We start from the raw sequence: 15040 nt of genomic DNA, 5'->3' as shown, positions 1-15040 counted from the left end.
GGGGCGACCCGCGCGGTTTTCAAGGGTCGCCCGGCCGATGTTTCCCGCTCAGGAGTCCGCGGCGGCCTGCCGGGTGTACGGGGTGTTGTCGTAAATCAGATAGGGCTCGGCGTCCCCGCGGATCACCGCCTCGTCGATCACGACTTTGGTAACCCCCTCCATGGACGGCAGTTCGTACATCGTATCCAGCAGAATGTTCTCCAGGATGGTCCGCAGGCCGCGGGCACCGGTTTTGCGCTCCAGCGCCTTCGCGGCGATCGCGTGCAGTGCATCGTCGCGAAACTCCAGCTCGACGCCCTCCATCTCGAACAGCCGCGCGTATTGCTTGATCAGCGCATTCTTCGGCTGCGTGAGGATCGTGATCAGCGCATCCTCGTCGAGCTCGTCCAGGGTCGCCTGCACCGGCAGACGCCCGACGAATTCCGGGATCAGGCCGTAACGCACCAGATCGTCGGCCTCCAGCTGCTTCAGCCAGCGGTCCGAGGAGGCGTCCTCGTCCTTGCTCGCCAGCGCCGCGGAAAAACCGATGCCGGTCCCTTTCTCCGCCCGCTGCTGGATCACCTTGTCCAGGCCGGAGAAGGCACCACCGCAGATGAACAGGATGTTGCTGGTGTCGACGTTCAGGAATTCCTGCTGCGGATGCTTGCGTCCGCCCTGCGGCGGGATCGAGGCGGTCGTGCCCTCGATCAGCTTGAGCAGGGCCTGCTGCACGCCCTCGCCCGAGACATCACGGGTGATCGAGGGGTTGTCGGCCTTGCGCGACACCTTGTCGATCTCGTCGATGTAGACGATCCCGCTCTCGGCCTTCTCGACGTCGTAATCGCACTTCTGCAGCAGCTTCTGAATGATGTTCTCGACGTCCTCGCCAACGTAGCCCGCCTCGGTCAGGGTGGTCGCGTCGGCGATGGTGAACGGGACGTTGAGCACCCGCGCAAGGGTCTCCGCCAGCAGGGTCTTGCCGGATCCGGTCGGGCCGATCAACAGGATGTTGGACTTCGACAGCTCCACTTCGTCCTTGCCGGCCCGCGCCTCCATTCGCTTGTAATGGTTGTAGACGGCGACGGAGAGGATCTTCTTCGCGTCGTTCTGGCCGATCACGTAATCATCCAGGGTGTCCCGGATTTCACGGGGCCGCGGCAGCGAGGCATGTTCGGTCTGGCCGGCCTCCTGCATTTCCTCGCGGATGATGTCGTTGCACAGCTCAACGCACTCGTCGCAGATGAACACGGAGGGTCCCGCGATCAGCTTGCGCACCTCGTGCTGGCTTTTCCCGCAGAAGGAGCAGTACAGCAGCTTGCCGTCCGCGGGAGGGGTCTTGTCGTCGCTCATCCGTTGCCCTCGATTGGATTGCAATTCCTTTCGAACATGCCCCGTTTCGCCGACCGGTGCAAACGAGCCAAGTGTTCGTGCGGTCTAGGCATCAGGATCCGGCTTTCTCGCCGGCTTCCGCACGATCGGCCAGCACGTTGTCGACCAGGCCGTATTCCTGCGCTTCGGCCGCGGTCATGAAGCGGTCGCGATCCGTGTCCTGCTCGATCTGTTCCACCGTCTGACCGGTGTGCTTCGCCAGCACGCGGTTGAGCTCTTCCTTGATCTTGAGGATCTCGCGGGCATGGATGTCGATGTCCGTCGCCTGACCCTGGAAGCCACCCAGCGGCTGGTGGATCATCACGCGCGAATGCGGCAGCGCATAGCGCTTGCCCTCGGCGCCCCCGGCCAGCAGCACCGCCCCCATGCTCGCCGCCTGGCCCACGCAAAGCGTGGACACCTGCGGCTTGATGAACTGCATGGTGTCGTAGATCGCCATGCCGGCGGTGACCGCACCACCGGGCGAATTGATGTAGAGGCTGATTTCCTTGTCCGGATTCTCGGATTCCAGGAACAGCATCTGCGCGACGATCACGTTGGCCATGTAGTCCTCGACCGGCCCCACGCAGAAGATCACCCGGTCTTTCAGCAGCCGGGAGTAGATGTCATAGGCGCGTTCCCCGCGGGCGGTCTGTTCGACCACCATCGGCACCAGGTTCAGGCCCTGGGTATGCTGCGCGCCCTGATCGCCCATGTCGTGCGTCATTCGCTCGACTCCTTGTTCGGATTCATTACGTCCTGGAAGGTGGTGGGCTTGTCGGTGACGTTGCCCTGTTCCACCACCCAGTCCACCACCTGGTCTTCCAGGACGATGGACTCCAGGTTCTGCATGGCCTGGGGCTGCGTGCGGTAGTACTGCTTGACCTCTTCGGGGTCTTCGTAGGTCGCGGCCATGTTGTCGAGCTCCTGCTCGACCCGCTCGCGATCCACCTCGAAGCCCTTGTCGTCGATCAGATGCCGCAGCACCAGGCCCAGGCGCACCCGCCGTTTCGCCTCTTCCTCGAACAGGCTGTCCGGCAGCGGCTGCGTCTGCTCCGCCCCGCCGAACCGCTTCTCGGCGTCTTCGCGCAGGCGGTTGATTTCGGACTTCACCAGGGCATCCGGCAGGTCGAAGCCGTGGCGTTCCACCAGCGCATCCATGACCTGCTGCTTGATCTTGCTCTTCAGAGCCTGATTCAGCTCCCGCTCCATGTTGGACCGCACATCCTCGCGAAGTTTCTCCACCGAGCCGTCCTCGATGCCGAATTTCTCCGCGAAGGCCGCGTCGACCGCGGGCAGCCGGGCCTCTTCCACCGCCTTGACCGTGATATCGAAGGTCGCGGTCCGGCCCTTGAGGACCTCCGCCGGGTAATCCTCGGGGAAGGTGACCTCGATGGTCTTTTCCTCGCCCGTTTTCACGCCTTCGAGCTGGTTCTCGAACTCCGCCAGCAGCCGCCCGCTGCCGATCTCCACCTGAAAGTCCTCGGCCTGTCCGCCCTCGAAGGCCTCGCCGTCGAGCTTGCCGAGGAAGTCCAGGGTGATGCGGTCGCCCGAGGCCGCCGCACGCTCGACCGCCTGCCATTCCTTGTGCTGTTCGCGCAGGGTGTCGATCACGCGATCGATGTCCTCGTCACCGATTTCGGCCACCGGGCGTTCGATCTCGACCCCGGACAGGTCGGCGACCTCGATCTCCGGGAAGACCTGAAAGGACGCCTCGAACTCGATCGGCTGACCGTTTTCCACCGATTTCGGCTCGATGCTCGGGCTGCCGGCCGGCTCCAGGCCCTCCTGCTGCACCGCCTCGCGGTAACTCTCCTGCAGGACTTCGCTGAGCACCTCCTGGTACACCCCGGCCCCGTAGCGCTGACGCACCACCTTGAGCGGCACCTTGCCCGGGCGGAACCCGTCGAGCCGGACCCGCTTGGCGAGGTTCCTCAGGCGGTTGTCGACCTCGGTGTCGACGCGTTCGGAGGGGACCTGGACGGTCATCTTGCGGTCCAGGTTGCCAGTGGCTTCAACGGAAACTTGCATGGAGGGCCTCGTCAAATGGTTCGGAAATCGTCGTGTCCGGGCGCGGGGCCGTCGTCTCGCGGCCGGACGGGGTTCCTGGTGCGAAAGGAGAGACTCGAACTCTCACGGGTGTTACCCCACTGGGACCTAAACCCAGCGCGTCTACCAGTTCCGCCACTTTCGCCGTTGGTTTCGTAACCCGACATTGTAGCGTGTCTGCATGCCGGAAACACAAAAGGCCCGCTGAACGGGCCTTGAGCCGGTCCGGGACCGGGGAGATGGTGGGTCGTGTAGGATTCGAACCTACGACCAATGGATTAAAAGTCCACTGCTCTACCAACTGAGCTAACGACCCGTGTGATCTGCAACGGGGGCGTAGTGTACGGCCCCGTCACCAAAACGCAAGGCGGGCCGCGATCGCGGCCCGCCCGGGCAGAAGGTTCCCGCCCCGCCGGCGATCAGATCGCCTCGAGGCTGCGCATCTTCGACGGCAGGAGCTTCATGTCCACCAGCGAGGTGATCAGCGCCTTGCCGAAGCTGGCTTCGTCTTCGTAGACCATCTTGTAGTACTGGATCTTCATGGTCAGGGCCGCGCCGAACACGATGAAGATGAAGGTCAGGAACCCGCCGATGGCCAGCGTGGAGACCCCGGTGATGGCCTGCCCCACGGTACAGCCCATCGCGAGGATGCCGCCCACGCCCATCAGGATGCCCCCGGCGAAGTGATTCCAGAAATCGCGCAGGGACGAGAACCACTCAATGCGGAAGCTGCGCGACACCAGCGACCAGAAGAACGAGCCCAGGATCACGCCCGCCAGCGCCATCACGCCGAAATACAGGAAGCGGCTGTCGAAGCCTTCCTTCACGTAGGCCGCGCTCTGGCCCATCGGCGCGATGAAGGTGAAGGACTGGTTGTTCCAGAAACGCAGCTGGTCGGCCGGGCGCTCTTCACCGGGCTCGCCCAGGAAATCCCAGTCGGCCAGATAGGCCGTCGGGGTGTAGGTGTCACCCATCTCGTCGGCGACCTGCACGTTGCTGGTCAGCCACCAGGCACCGATCACCACCAGGCCGATCACCAGCCCGCCCAGGATGTTGTCGAAGCTCTTGCGGAAGTCCGCCGCCTTGAAGATCAGCGCCAGCAGCAGCACGCCGATGACCAGGCCCAGCACCAGACGCGCGGTGCCGTCGGCATCGCCCGCGACGATCGAGCCGAGATCCTGGCCGCCGGACAGCGTGATCGCGGTGGCGTCCATCCAGCCGAACAGCAGCTGGTTGAGGGTCTCGCCGGTGCCGAACACCGACTGCGTGCTCAGCAGGAAGTAGGCGACGATGCCGATCAGGACCATCACCATCACCGACTTGATGTTGCCGCCGCCCACGCGCACCAGGGTCTTGTTACCGCAGCCCGAGCCGTAGGTCATGCCGATCCCGAACAGGAAACCGCCCAGCACGTGCCCGAGCCAGTTCAGGTTATCCATGCGGTAGGGAGGAAACGAACCTTCGGCGCTCAGCACGCCAAAGAATTCCAGGGTGCTCACGCCCAGCATGGCCACGGCGATGGCCAGCAGCCAGGAGCGCATGCGCCCGGTGTCACCCATGTTCACCCAGTCGGAGACCGCGCCCATGGTGCAGAAGTTGGTCTTGTTGGCGACCGCCCCCATGATGAAGGCGAGGATGAACGTCCCGACCAGCACCGCCGTGGCGGCTGCGGAAAAGCTGGAGAATTCCATGCGTCAAACCCTCTTGATCAGTTGTCACTCGGGCTGCACGACCGACCGGAGCAAGGCATCCGGTTTCGCCGTTCAGGGCCGCGCAGCATACATCGACCACCAGACGAGATCGAGAGAGGTTTCATTCCGTGCTTCCCCGGGCGAACCTGCCGGGCCCGGGGCCGGGCCTCATCCGGCATAACGGGTGGGATCGGGGATCCCGGCCGCCGCGAAACCGTCGGCACGCAGGCGGCAGGAATCGCAGGTGCCACAGGCGCGCCCGTCCGCGTCGGCCCGGTAACACGACACCGTCAGCGAATAGTCCACGCCCAGACGCGCCCCTTCGCGGATGATCTGCGCCTTGCTCAGATGCATCAGCGGGGCCTCCACCGACCATGGCGCGCCCTCCACGCCGGTGGCCGTCGCGACGCGCGCCAGCGACTGAAAGGCCTCGATGAACGCGGGGCGGCAGTCGGGATAGCCGGAGTAGTCGACCGCGTTGGCGCCCACCACCAGGCGGTGGGCGCCCAGGGTCTCGGCAAACCCCAGTGCCAGCGACAGAAACACGGTGTTGCGCGCCGGCACGTAGGTCACCGGGATACCCTCGCCGCCGGCCTCGGGCACCTCGATGGCCGAGTCGGTCAGCGCGGAGCCGCCAATGGCAGCCAGGTCGACATGCACCACGCGATGGTCGGCCACCCCGGCGGCCGCGGCCACACGCCGCGCCGCCTGCAGCTCGGTGGCGTGGCGCTGCCCGTAGTCCACCGACAGGGCGTGGCATTCCAGCCCCTGCTCCTGCGCCAGCGCCAGGCAGGTGGCCGAGTCCAGTCCGCCCGACAGCAGGACCACGGAGCGTTCATTCACCCCCGTGGCCATCAACGCCCCGGCTCGTCGCCCCACAGCCACTTGTGCAGCTGCACCTGAAAACGTACCGGCAGGCGTTCGGCCACGATCCAGTCGGCCAGCAGCCGCGGCTCCAGCTCGCCATGTACCGGGGAAAACAGGACTTCCACCGCCGGATCCAGGCCCATCCCGGGGAGGGCGTCACGCGCCCATTCGAAATCCGCCCGGTTGGCGAGCACGAACTTCAGCTGGTCGCCCTCCCCCAGATATGCGAGGTTTTCCGCCCGGTTACGCCCGGACTCGCAGGACGCGGGTGCCTTCCAGTCCATGACCAGCCCGGCGCGCGGATCCACGTCGCTCACGTCCATGGCACCGGAGGTCTCGATCGTGACCGCCAGGCCGGCATCGCACAGGCCCGTGATCAGGGCACGGCTGCCCGGCTGGGCCAGCGGCTCACCCCCGGTGACACACACGTGGCGCGCCCCCTCGCCCGTCACCCGCTGCAGCACCGTGGCCACGTCGGTGGTCTCGCCACCCTCGAAGGCGTATTCGGTGTCACACCAGCGACAGCGCAGCGGGCAGCCGGTCAGGCGCACGAACACCGTGGGCCAGCCCACCTGCGCGGCCTCGCCCTGCAACGAAACGAACATCTCGCTCAGGCGCAGCCGGAGCGCGCCCCCGGACGCGGAGGCCGGTGCCGAGGTGCGGCGCAGCGGTGCTTCCACGCTCACGAGCCGTCCATCCGCTGCAGGCGTTCGCGCGCGAGGCGATCCAGCGTGGTGCCGCCGTATTCCTCGCGCACCTGTTCCAGCGCCTCGCTTGCGGCCTCGAAATCCTCGAGCTCGTAATGCGAGTAACCGATCTTCAGCAGGGCATCACCCTGCTTGTCGCTTTCCGGGAACTGCTCACGCAACCGCTCGAAGTCTTCCAGCGCGGCCTCGAAATCGCCACTGGCGTATTTGGCTTCGGCCAGCCAGTACCAGGCGTTGGCGGCAAAATCCCCGTCCGGGAACCGCTCGATGAACGCCTCCAGCTGCCGGATCGCCCCGGCATAATCCCCGTCCATCAGGACCGAGAAGGCCTCCTGGTAGGCCTCCTGCTCGCCCGCGTCCGGCAGATCGAAATCCACCACTTCTTCTTGCGGCGCCTCGCCTTCGCTGGCGACACCGCCGGCCTCCAGCGTCGCCAGCCGCTCGTCGAGATGAGCAAACTGGTCCCGCTGGCGCTCTTCCAGGCGGTCAAGGCGGTGATTCAGGGTATCGACTTCTCCGCGCAGATTGCGCAGATCCCGCTGCATCTCCTCGACGCCGCGCAGCATGTCCGCCAGCGCACTGGAATCCAGCCTGCGTTCGATGCGATCCAGCCGGCGGTCCAGCTCCCGCACCTGCGACTGCGTCGCCACGATGCCGTCTTCCTGCGCCAGCACCGGGGGCCCGGCCAGCAGCAGGACCGGAAGCATCCCGGCCAGCAGGGCGCCCCGAAGGGCACCCTGCGGGAAACGCTGCCCGGCCCGCCGCCGAATCGCCTGCATGGGACGCGTATCCATCACCATCATCACTGCCGACGGTCGTATACCAGTTCCACGCGCCGGTTCTGCGCCCAGGCCTCTTCGGTCTGTTCGAAGGCCACCGGCATTTCCTCGCCGTAGCTGACGACCTCGATCTGCTCGTCCGCGGCCCCGTTGAGGTTCAGCACCCGACGCACGGACTGCGCGCGACGCTCGCCCAGCCCCAGGTTGTATTCACGGGTACCCCGTTCGTCGGTATGCCCTTCCAGACGCAGCCGCGCACCGGGGTTGGCCGCGAGATACTCGGCATGCGCCTCCAGCATCTCCTCGTACTCGCGCTTCACCTCGTCACGGTCGAATTCGAAATACACCAGACGGTCGGCCAGCAGGCTGTCCGGGTCATCCAGTGCCGCGGCGTCCAGGCGCCGGTCCTCGCCCAGCCCGCGTGCCTCGCGCTCGCGCCGCTCGCGGGCCTCACGCTCGGCCTCGGTTTCGGCTTCGGCCGCCTCACGTGCCTCACGCTCGGCCGGATCCTCGGCATCGCGCACCGGCTGGGCGCAGGCCGCCAGCGAGCCCACGACAAGGGCCAGAATGCCCCAGCGAATCAGGTGGTTCATCGTTTGTTTCCTCAGGGTGTTGTCAATCATCAAAGAATCCGGGCAGACCCTCATTATTCGCCGAGTGGCGACCAGGCCGGTTCACGCACCTCGCCGTCCCGGCCCTCCAGCCGCTGGTGTACCCGGCCATCCCGGCTCACCGAGCCCAGGACGCCACGAGTGCCTTCGCTGATGGCGTAAAGGATCATGCTTCCGTTGGGAGCAAAGCTCGGGGATTCGGCGTTACCGGAATCGGTCAGTCGCGTGACACGACGGTCGCCGAGATCCAGGCGGGCCAGACGGAAGCCGCCATCGCCCCCCTCGACATACACTACCGAATCGCCATCCGGGGACACCGTGACACCCGCCGCATATCCGCTCTCGAAGGTCAGCCGCCGGACATCCCCGCCGTCGGCGTCCATGCGGTAGATCTGCGGTGCCCCGGCACGGTCGGAGGTGAAATAGATGGTCCCGCCGTCCGGCGACCACGCCGGCTCGGTCTCGATCGCGGAGGACCGCGTCAGCTGCTCCAGGTCCCCGCTCTGCAGATCCAGCCGATAGATATTGGGACTGCCGTCGCGCGAGAGGCTCAGCGCCAGGTAGCGTCCGTCCGGCGACCACGCCGGCGCACTGTTGATTCCCCGGAACCGGGCCAGGCTCACCCGCTCGCCGCTGCGCACGTCGTGGCGGAAGACCTCGGACTGGCGGTTCTCGAACGACACATACACCAGTTCGTTGCCATCCGGCGACCAGGCCGGCGACATCACCGGATCCGACGAGCGGTACAGGGTGCGCGGGTTCGCGCCGTCCGAATCAGCGACCTGCAGGCGGAACTCACGTTCGTCGCCGTCGCGCTGCACCTGCACGAAGGCGATGCGCGCACTGAACGCCCCCGGATCGCCGGTGATGGCCTCGAACACGAGATCCGACACTCGGTGCCCGCCGCGCCGCAGCATGTCGGCCGGCACCGGGATGCGCCAGCCGCCGAGGCGTTCCTCGGCAAGCACGTCGAACACATGGAAATCCACCACCACGCGGTCGCCGTCCGGGCGCTTGCTGCCGACCACCACGTACTCGGCCCCGGCCGCACGCCAGGGCTCCGGAATGAAATCCCCGGGCCCGGTGGCTCCCGAAGGCAGGTCCTCGCGCAGCACCTCGAACAGCCCGCTGCGGTGCAGGTTGTCCCCCAGGATCCCGCTCATGCGGGTCTCCGGTTCACCCTCTCCGCGCCACTCGAACGGCGCCACGGCTACCGGGATCGCCCCCGACACGCCCTCGGTCACCGTGACCTCCAGCACCGCGTGCGCCTGGGAGGCCCCCAGCATCAGGGCGATCCCGAGCAGGCCCGTCAGGGGCCGCAACATCTTTTTCATCATTGGTGCCTGCAATGCCATTGAAACCTCACCGTCATTGCGGTTCGAACTGGATCCGGACTCCGCGCGCCGCGGCCTCGGCATCCGGTGGCTCCGGCAGGGCACGCAGGCGCTCGATCGCCTCCTCCACGGACGCGCAGAAGGCCGGCCCTCCGGCACAGCGCTCCACCTCGAAACTGATGATACGCCCGGTCTCGTTGACCCGCACCTGCACCGTGGCCCGGTCCGACGCACTGACGTCCGCCGGCTCTCGCCAGCGTTCCTGGACTGCCGCGCTGGCCCGTGCCTGCCACTCCTCGATCGCCTCGCGGCGTTCGGCCGCCGCCTGCGCCGCCTCGCGCCGTTCCGCGGCCTCGGCCATGCGCTGCATCTCCTCTTCCATGCGTTCGCGCCGGCGCTGCTCCTCGAGTTCGCGCTCGGCTTCGGCGCGCCGCTCGGCCTCTTCACGCTCGCGCCGTTCGGCCTCCTCCTGCTCGCGACGCTCCTGCTCTTCCCGTGCCCGACGCTCCGCTTCCTCGCGTTCGCGCCGTTCCTGCTCCGCGCGCTCGCGTTCCGCTTCCGCCTCGCGCCGGGCCTGTTCAGCGGCCTCGCGCTCGCGCTCCAGACGTTCGGCTTCTTCCTGTGCCTGCCGCCGCGCCCGTTCCGCCTCTTCCAGTGCCTCGCGTCGGGCCTGCTCCTCGGCCTCGCGCCGGCGTTGTTCTTCCAGCCGCTGCTGTTCCTCGGCGCGGCGGCGTTCCTCTTCCTCGCGCAGGGCCTCGGCGATCGCCTCCTGCTCCGCGACTTCGCGTTCATGCTGGATGCGGTCGAAGGTCTCGGCGTCCACCGCCTCGGCCTGAACCACTTCCACCTCGTCGCCGGTCGTGATCTCCAGGGGCTCCCCGGAACGGCTGTCCGGCGCAAGGTTGACGTTCAGCAACAGCGCCGCGAACAGCACGCCATGCAGCGCCAGCACCAGCAGCAGGGCAAACGGATGTTGTCGCAGCAGTTCGAACACGGCGGCCGGTTCAGTCGTCGCGCGGCGGTTCGGTGATCAGGCCCACGCGGCCGCCCCCTGCCCGCTGCAGCGCGATCATCGCGTCGATCACCCGTCCGTAGTCCACGTTGCGGTCGCCGCGCACGTAGGTCTGCGTGCCCGGGTGGTCCTCGAGGAACTGGATAACGATCTCGGTCATCTCCTCGGGCGCCAGCGGTTCATTCACCCGCGGCCCCTGGTTGAGGCTCAGCGCGCCCGCGGCGTCCACCGTGACGACCAGCGGTTCGGCCGCCTCGGTCCCGTCATCCAGCGCCTCGGCCTGAGCCTCGGGCAGATCCACTTCCACCCCCTGCTGCAGCATGGGCGCGGTGATCATGAAGATGATCAGCAGCACCAGCATCACGTCGATGAACGGCACGACGTTGATCTGCGACATCGGCCGCCGGCTGCGACGCTGACTGCGGAGCGAGGTCTTCGCCATGGTTTATTCGCCGGTCGTGGCGACCGACGCCTCGCTTGCGCGCGGATGGGACTGGCGGTTGAGCAGGCCCGCGAACTCCTCGCTGAAGTTCTCCAGCCGCCCGGCAATACGATCCACGTCCCCGGAGAAACGGTTATAGGCGATCACCGCCGGGATCGCCGCGAACAGCCCCAGCGCGGTGGCGATCAGGGCTTCGGCAATGCCCGGGGCGACCATTGCCAGGGTCGCCTGCTGCACCCCGGAAAGCCCGAGAAACGCGTGCATGATGCCCCAGACGGTGCCGAACAGGCCGATGTACGGGCTGGTCGACCCGACCGTGGCCAGGAACTGCAGATAGCGTTCCATGCCGTCCAGCTCGCGCGAGATCGCCACCCGCATCGCGCCCTGGGCCGGCTCGGCGGGCGGCATGCCGTGCTGGCGCGCACGCAGGAACTCCTTGAACCCGGAGGAGAACACATGCTCCATCGGGTTCAGCACGGTCTTGCGCCGCAATCCCTCGTAGAGATGGGACAGATCCGCGCCCGACCAGAAACGTTCCTCGAAGTCATCGGCCGCCCGGTCCACACCGCGCAGCGTGCGCGCCTTCACGATGATGGCCAGCCACGAGAACACCGAGGCCAGGACCAGGATGATCATCACCAGCTGGACCACCAGGCTGGCCTCCATGATGAGCTGGTACATCGAAAAATCGACTTCCACGGATCTTCTCCCTCAGCCTGTTGCTTCGGTATCGGTTGCGATCGCCGCGTGCATCGCGCGGTAAACGGATTCCGGCACGGCGGCCGGCACGGCCCGCTCGGGATCCACGCAGGCAATCATGATCTCGCCGATAACCAGCGGCACGCCCTCGCGGCGCACGACCTGGACGAACTCGACGCTGGCGCGGCGCAGGCGACGCGGTTCGCAGGTCACTTCCAGTGCCTCGTTGAAACGCGCCGGCCGGCGCATGTCCAGGCTGGCGCGGCGGACCGCGAACACCACGCCGCAGTCGGCCCTCAGACGGTCCTGTTCGAAGCCAAGTTCCCGCAACCACTCGGTGCGCGCACGTTCCATGAATTTCAGATAATTGGCGTGATAGACCACGCCACCGGCATCGGTATCCTCGTAATAGACGCGCACCGGCCAGTGAAAATCCGTGGCTGCCGTCATGCACGCCCTCCGCCGGCCAGCAGGTCCCCGTCCCCGCCGGGCAGGTCGAACATCGCCAGCGTGCGCCGGGTCGCCTGGCGGCCGCGCGGGGTGCGCTGCAGGTAGCCCTGCTGGATCAGGAAGGGCTCGACCACGTCCTCCAGGGTCCCGCGATCCTCGTTGAGCGCGGTGGCCAGGCTCTCCACGCCCACCGGCCCGCCGTCGAACTTGTCCACCAGCACCTCCAGCAGTCGCCGGTCCTGGGCGTCCAGGCCACCGGCGTCGATCGCCAGCAGATCCAGACCGTGCTCCGCAACCTCGGCGGTGATCACCCCGCTGGCGCGCACCTCGGCATAATCGCGCACCCGCCGCAGCAGGCGATTGGCCAGCCGCGGGGTGCCACGCCCGCGCCGCGCGATGGCCTCGGCCCCGGCGGCATCGATGCCCACGCCCAGCAGCCCGGCGGCCCGCTCGACAATATGCGCCAGGTCGGTGACGGAATAATGATTGAGGCGTTGCACGATGCCGAAACGGTCACGCAGCGGCGCCGACAGCAGCCCCGCGCGGGTGGTGGCCCCGACCAGCGTGAATGGCGGCAGATCGACCTTGATGGAGCGCGCGGCCGGCCCTTCGCCGATCACGATGTCCAGCTGCGAGTCCTCCAGCGCGGGGTACAGCACCTCTTCCACCACCGTGGGCAGGCGGTGGATCTCGTCGACGAACAGCACATCGCGCGGTTCCAGCGCGGTGAGGATCGCGGCCAGATCCCCGGCGCGTTCCAGCACCGGGCCGGAGGTCTGGCGCAGCCCCACCCCCAGTTCGTGGGCGACGATGTGCGCCAGGGTCGTCTTGCCCAGCCCCGGCGGACCGGCCACCAGGGTGTGATCCAGGGCCTCGCCCCGGCCGCGGGCGGCATCGATGAACAGACCCAGCTGTTCCACGACCTGCGGCTGGCCGGTGTAGTCCGTCAGCCGTTTCGGCCGCAGGCTCACTTCGGCGCCGGCGTCCTCGGACTGATGCTGCATGTCGACCAGGCGGGATTCCATGCGCTGCAGTATGCATCCTGCCGGGAACCATTTACAGGGGCTCCCGGCTGTGGTTTTCGCGGAATCCGGGCCGGATCACGCCCGCCCGGCATGCAGCCTCAGGAACGCACGGTCGCACGCAGGGCGAGGCGCACCAGGGTCTCCACCGAATCCGCCTGTTCGCGCACCGCGGCCACCATCTTCTCCGCGCTGGCACGCGCATAGCCCAGGGCCTCCAGCGCCGCCAGGGCCTCGTCCTCCATCGACGGGCCGGCCGTAACCGGCGCCGCATCGCCCCCCGCCTCCGGAGCCGACCCGCCAAAGCCGAGTTCGCCCAGACGCTCGCCCAGCTCCAGGGCCACGCGTTCGGCTGTGCGCTTGCCGATCCCGGGCACCTTCGCCAGCCCGGTGGTGTCGCCGGACCGGATCAGCCCGGCGAGCTCGTCGCCGGCATAGGTCGACAGCATCGCCAGCGCCAGACGCGCACCGATGCCGTTCACCCGGATCAGCCGGCGGAACAGGTCACGGTCGCGGCGATGATGGAACCCGTACAGCTGATGGGCGTCCTCGCGCACCACCAGATGGGTGGCCAGCACCACGGTCTCGCCCGGGTCCGGTAACAGGGCCAGCGTGGACACCGGCACGTCCACCTCGTAGCCGACGCCGCCAACGTCCAGCAGCACGCCGCCGGGCTCGCGACTGATCAGGGTCCCCTCCAGACGCGCGATCATGTGCGGCCTCCGCCGATGGCGGCGGCCGGCTGCAACCGCGCCTGGCTGGCATCGGTATGCGCATGGCACAGCGCCACGGCCAGGGCGTCGGCGGCGTCGCTGGACGCCGGTTCGCCGAGAGAAAGGATCTGCTGCGTCATGTGCTGTACCTGCTCCTTGCCGGCACCGCCAACCCCGACCACGGCCAGCTTGATCGCGCGCGGGGTGTATTCGTGGACGGGCAACCCCGCCCGGGTAGCGGCACAGATTGCCGCCCCGCGCGCCTGCCCGAGCTTGATCGCGGACTGCGCATTGCGTGCGACGAACACGCTCTCGATCGCGAGCACGTCGGGGGCCAGCTCGGCGATCACCTCCTCGATCCCCGCAAAGATCTCGCCGAGGCGCTCGGGGAACGCCTTCGCCCGCGGGCGCACCACGCCGTGCCCCAGCGAGCGCGACTGCCGCGACCCGGTTTCGATCACCGCGAAACCGGTCAGGCGCGAACCGGGATCAATGCCGAGGATGCGCACCGCTTCAGCCCCGCCGCCGAATCCGGAGCTCAACCATCGCCGCCCACCCCTTCGGGAAAGTTGGCGTTGGTGTAGACGTTCTGCACATCGTCCAGATCGTCCAGCATGTTCAGGAGCTTCAGCACCGTCTCGGCGGTTTCCTCGTCCAGCGGGGAAAGGGTCTCCGGACGCATGGTGACCTCCGAATTTTCCGGCTCCAGACCGTGATCCAGCAGGGCCTGACGCACGTCCTGATAGGCGTCCGGGTCGGTGAGGACCTCGATGGAACCGTCATCGTCCACCAGCACGTCCTCGGCACCGCCCTCCAGCGCCGGCTCCATCACCGTCTCCTCGTCCAGCCCCGGAGCAAAGCTGATCACGCCCTTCTTCTCGAACAGATAGGCCACCGAACCGTCGGTGCCGAGATTGCCGCCCATCTTGTTGAAGGCATGGCGCACCTCCGACACCGTACGATTGCGGTTGTCGGTCATGCAGTCGACCATGATCGCCGCCCCCCCGGGGCCGTAGCCCTCGTAGCGCAGCTCCTCGTAGGCCTCGCCCTCGGTCTCCCCGGCACCCCGCTTCGCAGCGCGCTCGATGGTGTCGCGCGTCATGTTGTTCTTGAGGGCGTTGTCAAAGGCCAGACGCAGCCGCGGATTGGTCTCCGGATCCGGCCCGCCATGGCGCGCGGCGACGGTGATTTCGCGGATCAGCTTGGTGAACAGCTTGCCGCGCTTGGCGTCCTGCGCACTCTTGCGGTGCTTGATGTTCGCCCACTTGCTGTGACCGGCCATGGTGTTCCGCCTCCTCGTTGCCTGTGCTCAGGGAA

17 protein-coding genes and 2 tRNA genes are annotated in these 15040 nt (G+C 67.3%); all 19 read right to left on the bottom strand.

Annotation, left to right across the window (positions count from 1 at the left end):
• Positions 1-48: 48 nt before the first annotated feature.
• The 19 genes from clpX to B1A74_RS02200 all read right to left on the bottom strand — a co-directional run bounded on the left by clpX (position 49) and on the right by B1A74_RS02200 (position 15005).
• On the bottom strand, positions 49-1329 hold the full coding sequence (gene clpX, locus B1A74_RS02290) for an ATP-dependent Clp protease ATP-binding subunit ClpX (RefSeq protein ID WP_077243658.1): 1281 nt from the start codon (positions 1327-1329) through the stop codon (positions 49-51).
• A 91-nt stretch (positions 1330-1420) separates the two neighbouring features.
• Positions 1421-2074 (bottom strand): ATP-dependent Clp endopeptidase proteolytic subunit ClpP, encoded by a 654-nt coding sequence (clpP, locus tag B1A74_RS02285; RefSeq protein ID WP_018946397.1) that lies wholly within the window; start codon positions 2072-2074, stop codon positions 1421-1423.
• Entirely contained in the window at positions 2071-3378 is a 1308-nt protein-coding gene (gene tig / locus B1A74_RS02280) for a trigger factor (RefSeq protein WP_077243657.1), read from the bottom strand. The genes clpP and tig overlap by 4 nt, the downstream gene beginning before the upstream one ends.
• Positions 3379-3454: 76 nt before the next feature.
• Positions 3455-3541, bottom strand: a tRNA-Leu gene (locus tag B1A74_RS02275).
• Positions 3542-3636: 95 nt separating this feature from the next.
• Positions 3637-3712 (bottom strand) — tRNA-Lys (locus B1A74_RS02270).
• Between the two features lie 103 nt (positions 3713-3815).
• Positions 3816-5087, bottom strand: coding sequence for a YeeE/YedE family protein (locus B1A74_RS02265; RefSeq protein WP_019021230.1), 1272 nt, complete (start codon positions 5085-5087; stop codon positions 3816-3818).
• 168 nt (positions 5088-5255) lie between these two features.
• Entirely contained in the window at positions 5256-5942 is a 687-nt protein-coding gene (gene queC, locus B1A74_RS02260; RefSeq protein WP_077243656.1) for a 7-cyano-7-deazaguanine synthase QueC, read from the bottom strand.
• The gene (gene queE, locus B1A74_RS02255) at positions 5942-6640 is read right to left on the bottom strand and encodes a 7-carboxy-7-deazaguanine synthase QueE (RefSeq protein ID WP_077243655.1); all 699 of its coding nucleotides are present in this window, start codon (positions 6638-6640) and stop codon (positions 5942-5944) included. Before queE ends, queC begins: the two co-directional genes overlap by 1 nt.
• Positions 6637-7464: a tol-pal system protein YbgF gene (gene ybgF, locus B1A74_RS02250; protein WP_077243654.1), complete on the bottom strand. Its 828-nt coding sequence runs from the start codon at positions 7462-7464 to the stop codon at positions 6637-6639. Before ybgF ends, queE begins: the two co-directional genes overlap by 4 nt.
• Positions 7464-8033: a peptidoglycan-associated lipoprotein Pal gene (gene pal, locus B1A74_RS02245; protein ID WP_077243653.1), complete on the bottom strand. Its 570-nt coding sequence runs from the start codon at positions 8031-8033 to the stop codon at positions 7464-7466. The genes ybgF and pal overlap by 1 nt, the downstream gene beginning before the upstream one ends.
• A gap of 53 nt (positions 8034-8086) precedes the next feature.
• Positions 8087-9376, bottom strand: coding sequence for a Tol-Pal system beta propeller repeat protein TolB (tolB, locus tag B1A74_RS02240; RefSeq protein WP_077243727.1), 1290 nt, complete (start codon positions 9374-9376; stop codon positions 8087-8089).
• Between the two features lie 43 nt (positions 9377-9419).
• Complete coding sequence (gene tolA, locus B1A74_RS02235; RefSeq protein WP_077243652.1) at positions 9420-10379, bottom strand: cell envelope integrity protein TolA; 960 nt, start codon at positions 10377-10379, stop codon at positions 9420-9422.
• Positions 10380-10389: 10 nt separating this feature from the next.
• On the bottom strand, positions 10390-10839 hold the full coding sequence (gene tolR / locus B1A74_RS02230) for a protein TolR (RefSeq protein ID WP_018946406.1): 450 nt from the start codon (positions 10837-10839) through the stop codon (positions 10390-10392).
• A gap of 3 nt (positions 10840-10842) precedes the next feature.
• Positions 10843-11520 carry a protein TolQ gene (gene tolQ, locus B1A74_RS02225; RefSeq protein ID WP_026300757.1) on the bottom strand — a complete coding sequence of 226 codons (678 nt, stop codon included), beginning with the start codon at positions 11518-11520 and terminating at the stop codon, positions 10843-10845.
• A 30-nt stretch (positions 11521-11550) separates the two neighbouring features.
• Positions 11551-11988: a tol-pal system-associated acyl-CoA thioesterase gene (ybgC, locus tag B1A74_RS02220; RefSeq protein ID WP_077243651.1), complete on the bottom strand. Its 438-nt coding sequence runs from the start codon at positions 11986-11988 to the stop codon at positions 11551-11553.
• Entirely contained in the window at positions 11985-13013 is a 1029-nt protein-coding gene (gene ruvB, locus B1A74_RS02215; RefSeq protein WP_018946409.1) for a Holliday junction branch migration DNA helicase RuvB, read from the bottom strand. The genes ybgC and ruvB overlap by 4 nt, the downstream gene beginning before the upstream one ends.
• A gap of 98 nt (positions 13014-13111) precedes the next feature.
• Positions 13112-13723, bottom strand: coding sequence for a Holliday junction branch migration protein RuvA (gene ruvA, locus B1A74_RS02210; protein ID WP_018946410.1), 612 nt, complete (start codon positions 13721-13723; stop codon positions 13112-13114).
• Positions 13720-14232: a crossover junction endodeoxyribonuclease RuvC gene (ruvC, locus tag B1A74_RS02205; protein WP_018946411.1), complete on the bottom strand. Its 513-nt coding sequence runs from the start codon at positions 14230-14232 to the stop codon at positions 13720-13722. The genes ruvA and ruvC overlap by 4 nt, the downstream gene beginning before the upstream one ends.
• Before the next feature lie 29 nt (positions 14233-14261).
• Positions 14262-15005, bottom strand: a complete 744-nt coding sequence (locus B1A74_RS02200) for a YebC/PmpR family DNA-binding transcriptional regulator (protein WP_018870022.1) — start codon at positions 15003-15005, stop codon at positions 14262-14264.
• Positions 15006-15040: the final 35 nt, after the last annotated feature.

Origin of the sequence: Thioalkalivibrio halophilus, assembly GCF_001995255.1 — a bacterium.
Taxonomy (GTDB): domain Bacteria; phylum Pseudomonadota; class Gammaproteobacteria; order Ectothiorhodospirales; family Ectothiorhodospiraceae; genus Thioalkalivibrio; species Thioalkalivibrio halophilus.
Note: the sequence above shows the minus strand (reverse complement) of the source record. Positions and strands in the feature narration are given on the sequence as shown.

What these genes read in the sequence shown, in the direction of transcription:
- clpX (WP_077243658.1), bottom strand. Translation starts at nt 1,329, where the DNA reads ATGAGCGACGACAAGACCCCTCCCGCGGACGGCAAGCTGCTGTACTGC.
- clpP (WP_018946397.1), bottom strand. Translation starts at nt 2,074, where the DNA reads ATGACGCACGACATGGGCGATCAGGGCGCGCAGCATACCCAGGGCCTG.
- tig (WP_077243657.1), bottom strand. Translation starts at nt 3,378, where the DNA reads ATGCAAGTTTCCGTTGAAGCCACTGGCAACCTGGACCGCAAGATGACC.
- B1A74_RS02265 (WP_019021230.1), bottom strand. Translation starts at nt 5,087, where the DNA reads ATGGAATTCTCCAGCTTTTCCGCAGCCGCCACGGCGGTGCTGGTCGGG.
- queC (WP_077243656.1), bottom strand. Translation starts at nt 5,942, where the DNA reads ATGGCCACGGGGGTGAATGAACGCTCCGTGGTCCTGCTGTCGGGCGGA.
- ybgF (WP_077243654.1), bottom strand. Translation starts at nt 7,464, where the DNA reads ATGATGGTGATGGATACGCGTCCCATGCAGGCGATTCGGCGGCGGGCC.
- pal (WP_077243653.1), bottom strand. Translation starts at nt 8,033, where the DNA reads ATGAACCACCTGATTCGCTGGGGCATTCTGGCCCTTGTCGTGGGCTCG.
- tolB (WP_077243727.1), bottom strand. Translation starts at nt 9,376, where the DNA reads ATGTTGCGGCCCCTGACGGGCCTGCTCGGGATCGCCCTGATGCTGGGG.
- tolR (WP_018946406.1), bottom strand. Translation starts at nt 10,839, where the DNA reads ATGGCGAAGACCTCGCTCCGCAGTCAGCGTCGCAGCCGGCGGCCGATG.
- tolQ (WP_026300757.1), bottom strand. Translation starts at nt 11,520, where the DNA reads ATGTACCAGCTCATCATGGAGGCCAGCCTGGTGGTCCAGCTGGTGATG.
- ybgC (WP_077243651.1), bottom strand. Translation starts at nt 11,988, where the DNA reads ATGACGGCAGCCACGGATTTTCACTGGCCGGTGCGCGTCTATTACGAG.
- ruvB (WP_018946409.1), bottom strand. Translation starts at nt 13,013, where the DNA reads ATGGAATCCCGCCTGGTCGACATGCAGCATCAGTCCGAGGACGCCGGC.
- ruvA (WP_018946410.1), bottom strand. Translation starts at nt 13,723, where the DNA reads ATGATCGCGCGTCTGGAGGGGACCCTGATCAGTCGCGAGCCCGGCGGC.
- B1A74_RS02200 (WP_018870022.1), bottom strand. Translation starts at nt 15,005, where the DNA reads ATGGCCGGTCACAGCAAGTGGGCGAACATCAAGCACCGCAAGAGTGCG.